General features: G+C 64.3%; 4 protein-coding genes. All 4 read left to right on the forward strand.

The window, feature by feature from the left end:
* Positions 1-238: 238 nt before the first annotated feature.
* The 4 genes from ISX93_RS02840 to ISX93_RS02855 all read left to right on the forward strand — a co-directional run bounded on the left by ISX93_RS02840 (position 239) and on the right by ISX93_RS02855 (position 5798).
* Positions 239-1420 carry an acyl-CoA dehydrogenase gene (locus ISX93_RS02840; RefSeq protein WP_195777165.1) on the forward strand — a complete coding sequence of 394 codons (1182 nt, stop codon included), beginning with the start codon at positions 239-241 and terminating at the stop codon, positions 1418-1420.
* Between the two features lie 101 nt (positions 1421-1521).
* The gene (locus ISX93_RS02845; RefSeq protein WP_195777166.1) at positions 1522-2913 is read left to right on the forward strand and encodes a glutamine synthetase family protein; all 1392 of its coding nucleotides are present in this window, start codon (positions 1522-1524) and stop codon (positions 2911-2913) included.
* A gap of 164 nt (positions 2914-3077) precedes the next feature.
* Complete coding sequence (locus tag ISX93_RS02850; RefSeq protein WP_195777167.1) at positions 3078-4451, forward strand: aspartate aminotransferase family protein; 1374 nt, start codon at positions 3078-3080, stop codon at positions 4449-4451.
* 123 nt (positions 4452-4574) lie between these two features.
* Complete coding sequence (locus ISX93_RS02855) at positions 4575-5798, forward strand: CaiB/BaiF CoA transferase family protein (protein ID WP_195777168.1); 1224 nt, start codon at positions 4575-4577, stop codon at positions 5796-5798.
* Positions 5799-6519 lie beyond the last annotated feature (721 nt).

A 6519-nucleotide genomic window follows, 5' to 3' on the forward strand; every position in this document is an offset into this window, starting at 1 on the left:
CCACCCTACGCCCACCCTACGATCTTGCGGCGCAAATTGGACGCTCTTATGCGAACGCAGCATAAAAAATGGCAAAAAACCGGTTTAAAGACCATCTCGGAGTGAGAAAATAGCACAACAGCGTGCAAATTCATCGTTTGCCGGACTGCCGGTTGCTGACTAGAGTAAGTCCACACAAATTTCGGGTGTAGCGCCGCTGGCGGAGCACCTGATCCACTGTCTGTTCGAGGGTTCGATTATGGCCGGCAAGGCACACTTCAACTGGGAAGATCCACTGTTGCTCGACCAGCAGCTGACCGAGGAAGAGCGCATGGTGCGCGACAGCGCCCGCCAGTTCGCCGCCGACAAGCTGGCGCCGCGGGTGCTGAATGCCTTCCGCCATGAACAGACCGATCCGGCGATCTTCCGCGAGATGGGCGCAACCGGTCTGCTCGGCGCGACCATTCCCGAGCAGTACGGCGGCAGTGGCCTCAACTATGTGTGCTACGGCCTGATCGCCCGTGAAGTCGAGCGCATCGATTCCGGCTACCGTTCGATGATGAGCGTGCAGTCCTCGCTGGTGATGGTGCCGATCTACGAGTTCGGCAACGAAGCTACGCGCATGAAGTACCTGCCCAAGCTGGCCAGCGGCGAATACATCGGCTGCTTCGGCCTGACCGAGCCGGATCACGGTTCCGACCCGGGCTCGATGATCACCCGGGCGAAGAAGGTCGACGGCGGCTACCGCCTGACCGGCGCCAAGATGTGGATCACCAACAGCCCGATCGCCGACGTGTTCGTGGTCTGGGCCAAGGACGACGCCGGCGAGATCCGCGGCTTCGTGCTGGAGAAGGGCTGGGAAGGCCTGTCGACCCCGGCGATCCACGGCAAGGTCGGCCTGCGCGCCTCGATCACCGGCGAGATCGTCATGGACAACGTGTTCTGCCCGGAAGAGAACGCCTTCCCCGACGTGCGCGGCCTTAAAGGCCCGTTCACCTGCCTCAATTCGGCCCGTTACGGCATCAGCTGGGGCGCGCTGGGCGCCGCCGAGGCCTGCTGGCACACCGCGCGCCAGTACACCCTGGACCGCAAGCAGTTCGGCCGCCCGCTGGCGCAGACCCAACTGATCCAGAAGAAGCTGGCCGACATGCAGACCGAGATCACCATGGCCCTGCAGGGTTGCCTGCGCCTGGGGCGGATGAAGGACGAAGGCACCGCGGCGGTGGAAATCACCTCGATGATGAAGCGCAACAGCTGCGGCAAGGCGCTGGACATCGCCCGCCTGGCGCGCGACATGCTTGGCGGCAACGGCATCTCCGACGAGTTCGGCGTGGCCCGGCACCTGGTCAACCTCGAGGTGGTCAACACCTACGAAGGTACACATGACGTGCATGCGCTGATCCTGGGGCGCGCACAGACTGGCCTGCAGGCGTTTTTCTGAGGTTGCCGTTTTGGCAGAGGCGGGTAGCTTGGCTACCTGCCTTTTTTGGTTTATGTGCCGGGTGAATCGAAACCACCCAACGCAATCGAGGTTTGGTGTTTATGCATCCCCATCTCTCCAGCGCCACCGAAGCCCTGGACTGGCTCAAGGCCAATGACATCCGCCGCGTCGAGCTGGTGTTTGCCGACCTGACCAGTGTGGCGCGTGGCAAGATCCTCAGCGCCGCCAGCTTTGCCGAAGCCCTCGGCGCCAAGGCGCCTTCGCTGTTTCTCGGCCTGACCGTCACCGGTGGCGAGCCGGAGGAGGTGTTCGCGCGCATCTTCCCGCAGACCTTCCCGGACATGGCGCTGCGCCCGGACTGGAGCACGCTGGTGCGCGACCCGCTGGCTGCGGTGCCGACGGCCAGCATCATCTGCGACATCGAGGCCCGCTTCACCGCCGCCGATGGCCAGCATCAGGTGGATGTCGCCCAGCTGTCGCCGCGCCAGCTGCTCAAGCGCGTGCTCGAGCGCCTGGCGGCTGCCGGCTACCGGGCGCGGGTGGCGCCGGAGCTGGAGTTCTTCCTGGTGCATCCGCAGCGCGATGCCTGCGGCGGCCTGCAGGTGGCGCACGGCATGTCCGGCACGGTGCCGCACATCGAAAGCTCGCATGACCTGGCGTCGGCGGAAACGGCCGCCACCTTCGCACCGTTCTTTGATGACTTGTGGGCGGCCTGCGAAGCGCAGGGCATCCCGATCACCGGTTACGGGCATGAATCGGCCATCGGTCAGTACGAGGTCAATTTCGGCCCCGGCGAGCCGCTGGCGCAGGCCGACGCGGTGTTCCGCTTCAAGCGCCTGGCCCGCGAAGTCGCACGCCGCCACGGCTGCTACGCGACCTTCATGGCCAAGCCGTACCTGCACGAGCCGGGCACCGGCATGCACTGGCACATCAGCCTGAGCGACGCCGCGGGCAACAACCCGTTCACCGCCGAAGATGGTTCGCCGCATCCGCGCCTGCGCCATTTCATCGGTGGCTGGCAGGCCTCGGCGCGCGCCTCGATCGCCCTGCTGGCGCCCTATGCGCATTCCTATGTGCGCCTGCAACGCCCGGACGCGGCGCCGGCCAGCGTCGAGTGGGGCTATGACAACCGCACCGTGGCCTTCCGCATCCCGCATTCCGATCCAGCCAACCGCCGCGTCGAGCACCGCCTGCCGGGCGGGGATGCCAACCCCTACCTGAGCCTGGCGTTGATGCTGGGTGCCGGCCTCAGCGGCATGCAGCAGCAGCTCGAGCCCGGTCCGGAAGTCAGCGACCGTCCGGCAGCCTCGGCGCGCGGCGCGCTGCCATTGAACCTCGGCGAGGCGCTGGATGACCTGCAGCGCTGCCCGATCATGCTGGAGGTGTTTGGCGCACCCTTCATCGAGCTGTACAACCTGATCAAGCGCCACGAACTGGGCGAGCAGGACGCCGATCCCGACTTTGCCCTGAAGCACTTGCTGGCCAGAAGTTAGATTTTGTAGCGGTTGGTTGTTGCCGACCCCTGTTGTAGGAGCGAGCTTGCTCGCGATGCTCTTGTGTTTTCTGCTTCGCCAGCCAGCTGGCTGCTGCAGGAACGCAAAGTGGTTAGACCCGGTGCCGGCCCCAGGCCGTTGCATCCCAACCCCTCGGAGATGTCATGAATACGTCCAAGAAGAATCCGCAGACCCTCGAATGGCAGGCCATGAGCCGTGACCATCACCTGGCGCCGTTCAGTGATTACCAGCAACTCAGCGATGTCGGCCCGCGCATCATCGTCAAGGGCGAGGGCGTCTACGTCTGGGACAGCGAAGGCAACAAGATCCTCGACGGCATGGCCGGCCTCTGGTGCGCGGCGATCGGCTACGGCCGGCATGAACTGGCCGACGCGGCCAGCAAGCAGATGAAGGAGCTGCCGTTCTACAACACCTTCTTCATGACCGCGCACCCGCCGGTGCTCGAGCTGGCCAAGGCCATCGCCAGCATTGCCCCGCCGGGCATGAACCATGTGTTCTTCACCGGCTCCGGTTCCGAAGGCAACGACACCATGCTGCGCATGGTCCGCCACTACTGGGCGGTCAAGGGCCAGCCGCAGAAGCAGATCATAATCAGCCGCATCAACGGCTACCACGGCTCCACCGTGGCCGGTTCCAGCCTTGGCGGCATGAGCTACATGCACGAGCAGGGCGGCGTGGTGCCGGGCATCGTGCATATTCCACAGCCGTACTGGTTCGCCGAGGGCGGCGACATGACGCCGGACGAGTTCGGCATCTGGGCCGCCGAGCAGCTGGAGCAGAAGATCCTCGAAGTCGGCGTGGATAACGTGGCGGCCTTTATTGCCGAGCCGATCCAGGGTGCTGGCGGCGTGATCGTACCGCCGGAAACCTACTGGCCGAAGATCCGCGAGATCCTCGCCAAGTACGACATCCTGTTCGTCGCCGACGAAGTGATCTGCGGCTTTGGCCGAACCGGCGAATGGTTCGGCAGCGACTACTACGGCAACCAGCCGGACCTGATGACCATCGCCAAGGGCCTGACCTCCGGCTACATCCCCATGGGCGGGCTGATCGTCAGCGACAAGGTCGCCGAGGTATTGAAAACCGGCGGCGACTTCAATCACGGCTTTACCTACTCCGGACACCCGGTGGCGGCGGCCGTGGCACTGGAAAACATCCGCATCCTGCGCGACGAGAAGATCCTCGAGCGCGTGCGCGAGGAAACCGCGCCCTACCTGCAAAAGCGCCTGCGCGAGCTGCTCGATCATCCGCTGGTCGGCGAGGTGCGCGGGGTCGGCATGCTCGGTGCGATCGAGCTGGTCAAGGACAAGCAGACCCGCGAGCGCTATGTCGGCAAGGGTGCCGGGATGATCTGCCGTGGCCACTGCTTCAACAACGGCCTGATCATGCGCGCCGTGGGTGACACCATGATCATCGCGCCACCGCTGGTGATCAGCAAAGCCGAGATCGATGAGCTGGTGAGCAAGGCACGCCTGTGCCTGGACCTGACCCTCAAGGATCTGCAGGCCCAGGCATAACCCGCAGGGTGGACTACGGCGCAGCCTTGTCCACCGTCAGCGCCGCCTTGGTGGACAAGCCGCGAGCGGCGTTGTTCACCCTACGCCTGTCGGCAACATCCTATTCAACAGGAGTCTCTCGCCATGTCCGGTGCCCTTGCGCATATCCGCGTGCTTGACCTTTCCCGCGTGCTGGCCGGGCCCTGGGCCGGGCAAGTGCTGGCTGACCTTGGCGCCGAGGTGATCAAGGTCGAGCGCCCCGGCGTGGGCGACGATACCCGCCACTGGGGGCCGCCCTACCTCAAGGATGCTGACGGCAAGGACACCGGCGAGGCGGCCTACTTCCTCACCGCCAACCGCAACAAGCAGTCGCTGACCATCGACTTCACCCAGCCCGAAGGCCAGCGCATCGTGCGTGAACTGGCGGCGCAGTGCGATGTGCTGCTGGAGAATTTCAAGGTTGGCGGACTGGCGGCTTACGGGCTGGATTACGCCGCGTTGAAAGCACTTAATCCGCGACTGATCTATTGCTCGATCACCGGCTTCGGCCAGGACGGCCCGTATGCCAAGCGCGCCGGCTACGACTTCATGGTGCAGGGCCTGGGCGGGCTGATGAGCCTGACCGGGCGCGCCGATGGCGAGGAGGGCGCCGGGCCGATGAAGGTCGGGGTGGCGCTGACCGATATCCTCACCGGGCTGTATGCCAGCGTCGGCGTGCTGGCGGCGCTCAATCACCGCGAGCAGACCGGCATCGGCCAGCATGTCGACCTGGCCCTGCTGGATGTGCAGGTGGCCTGCCTGGCCAACCAGGCGATGAACTACCTGACCACCGGGGTGCCGCCCAAGCGGCTGGGCAATGCCCATCCGAATATCGTGCCCTACCAGGATTTCCCCACCGCTGACGGCGACATCATTCTGGCCGTCGGCAATGACAGCCAGTTCAGGAAGTTCTGCGAAGTGGCTGGCTGTAGCGAGCTGGCTGACGACCCGCGTTTTGCCAGCAACAAGGCCCGCGTGGCCAACCGTGAAGTGCTGGTGCCGATGTTGCGGCAGACCACGGTATTCAAGACCACCGCAGAATGGATCAGTCTGTTGGAACAGGCCGGCGTGCCCTGCGGGCCGATCAACAATCTGGCGCAGGTGTTCGAGGACGCGCAGGTGAAAGCGCGCGGGCTGCGCCTGGATATGCCGCATGCGCTGGGTTGTCTGGCGCCGCAGGTGGCCAGCCCGATCCGCCTGTCGGCCACACCGGTCGAGTACCGCCAGGCCCCGCCGTTGCTCGGCCAGCACACCGAGCAGGTATTGCAGTCATTGCTCGGCATGACGCTGGAACAGATCAGCGAACTGCGCAGTGCCGGGGTGCTGTGAGAGGCTGTCTGGCTTTGAGCGTTCCCCTGCTCGAGCGTGGGAACGACAAGGATGCTGGATAGGGCTGTGACGGATTGGAAGTCCGATGCTGATTTGTTGGCTGCGCAGGCTTCGAGCCAGACCGAAACACAGCTTTTCGCCCTGATGGCGAGTTACTTTCTCTTTGCTTGTGCAAAGAGAAAGTAACCAAAGAGAAAGCACCCCCGGCATCCGGCCCGGCACTTCGCTGCGCGATGTGCCGGGTTCGTTCGCTCCATCGGTGCTCCAGGGGCTCGCTGCGATGGGCCGTCCATGGCCCAGCGCAGCTTTCGTCGCATCCATGCGACTCAACCCCTTCCACACCGACTCCGCTCACCCTCCTGACGGGACTGTCAGTCCGTGCACACCAACAGCTTTTTCGGCCTTAAGTCGAACAGCATGCTTCGGTAGTCGGACCGTCCCCGTCAGGAGGCCGAGCGCAGGTGCTGTGCAGAGGGGCATTCGGCATGGATGCCAAATGAGGAACGATGGGCCATGGATGGCCCTTCGCGACGACCCTCGGAACAGTGCCGGAGCGAGGGGAGTCTGAGCGCAGCGAAGACCCGGATGCCGGGGGGTGTTTCTTTTGCTTACTTTTCTTTGCACAAGTGTTCGGACCGGAGACATCGTGGACACGTGTGCGCCGACATAGTTGACGGATTATGTACCGGTTTCCTGATCCCGTAGATCAATCTGCATCAGC

It is taken from the genome of Pseudomonas sp. N040 (assembly GCF_015637705.1).
Classification (GTDB): Bacteria; Pseudomonadota; Gammaproteobacteria; order Pseudomonadales; family Pseudomonadaceae; genus Aquipseudomonas.

Bases quoted from the DNA above. Each gene is read 5' to 3' on its own strand.
- ISX93_RS02855 (WP_195777168.1), top strand. From the start codon at position 4,575: ATGTCCGGTGCCCTTGCGCATATCCGCGTGCTTGACCTTTCCCGCGTG.
- ISX93_RS02850 (WP_195777167.1), top strand. From the start codon at position 3,078: ATGAATACGTCCAAGAAGAATCCGCAGACCCTCGAATGGCAGGCCATG.
- ISX93_RS02840 (WP_195777165.1), top strand. From the start codon at position 239: ATGGCCGGCAAGGCACACTTCAACTGGGAAGATCCACTGTTGCTCGAC.
- ISX93_RS02845 (WP_195777166.1), top strand. From the start codon at position 1,522: ATGCATCCCCATCTCTCCAGCGCCACCGAAGCCCTGGACTGGCTCAAG.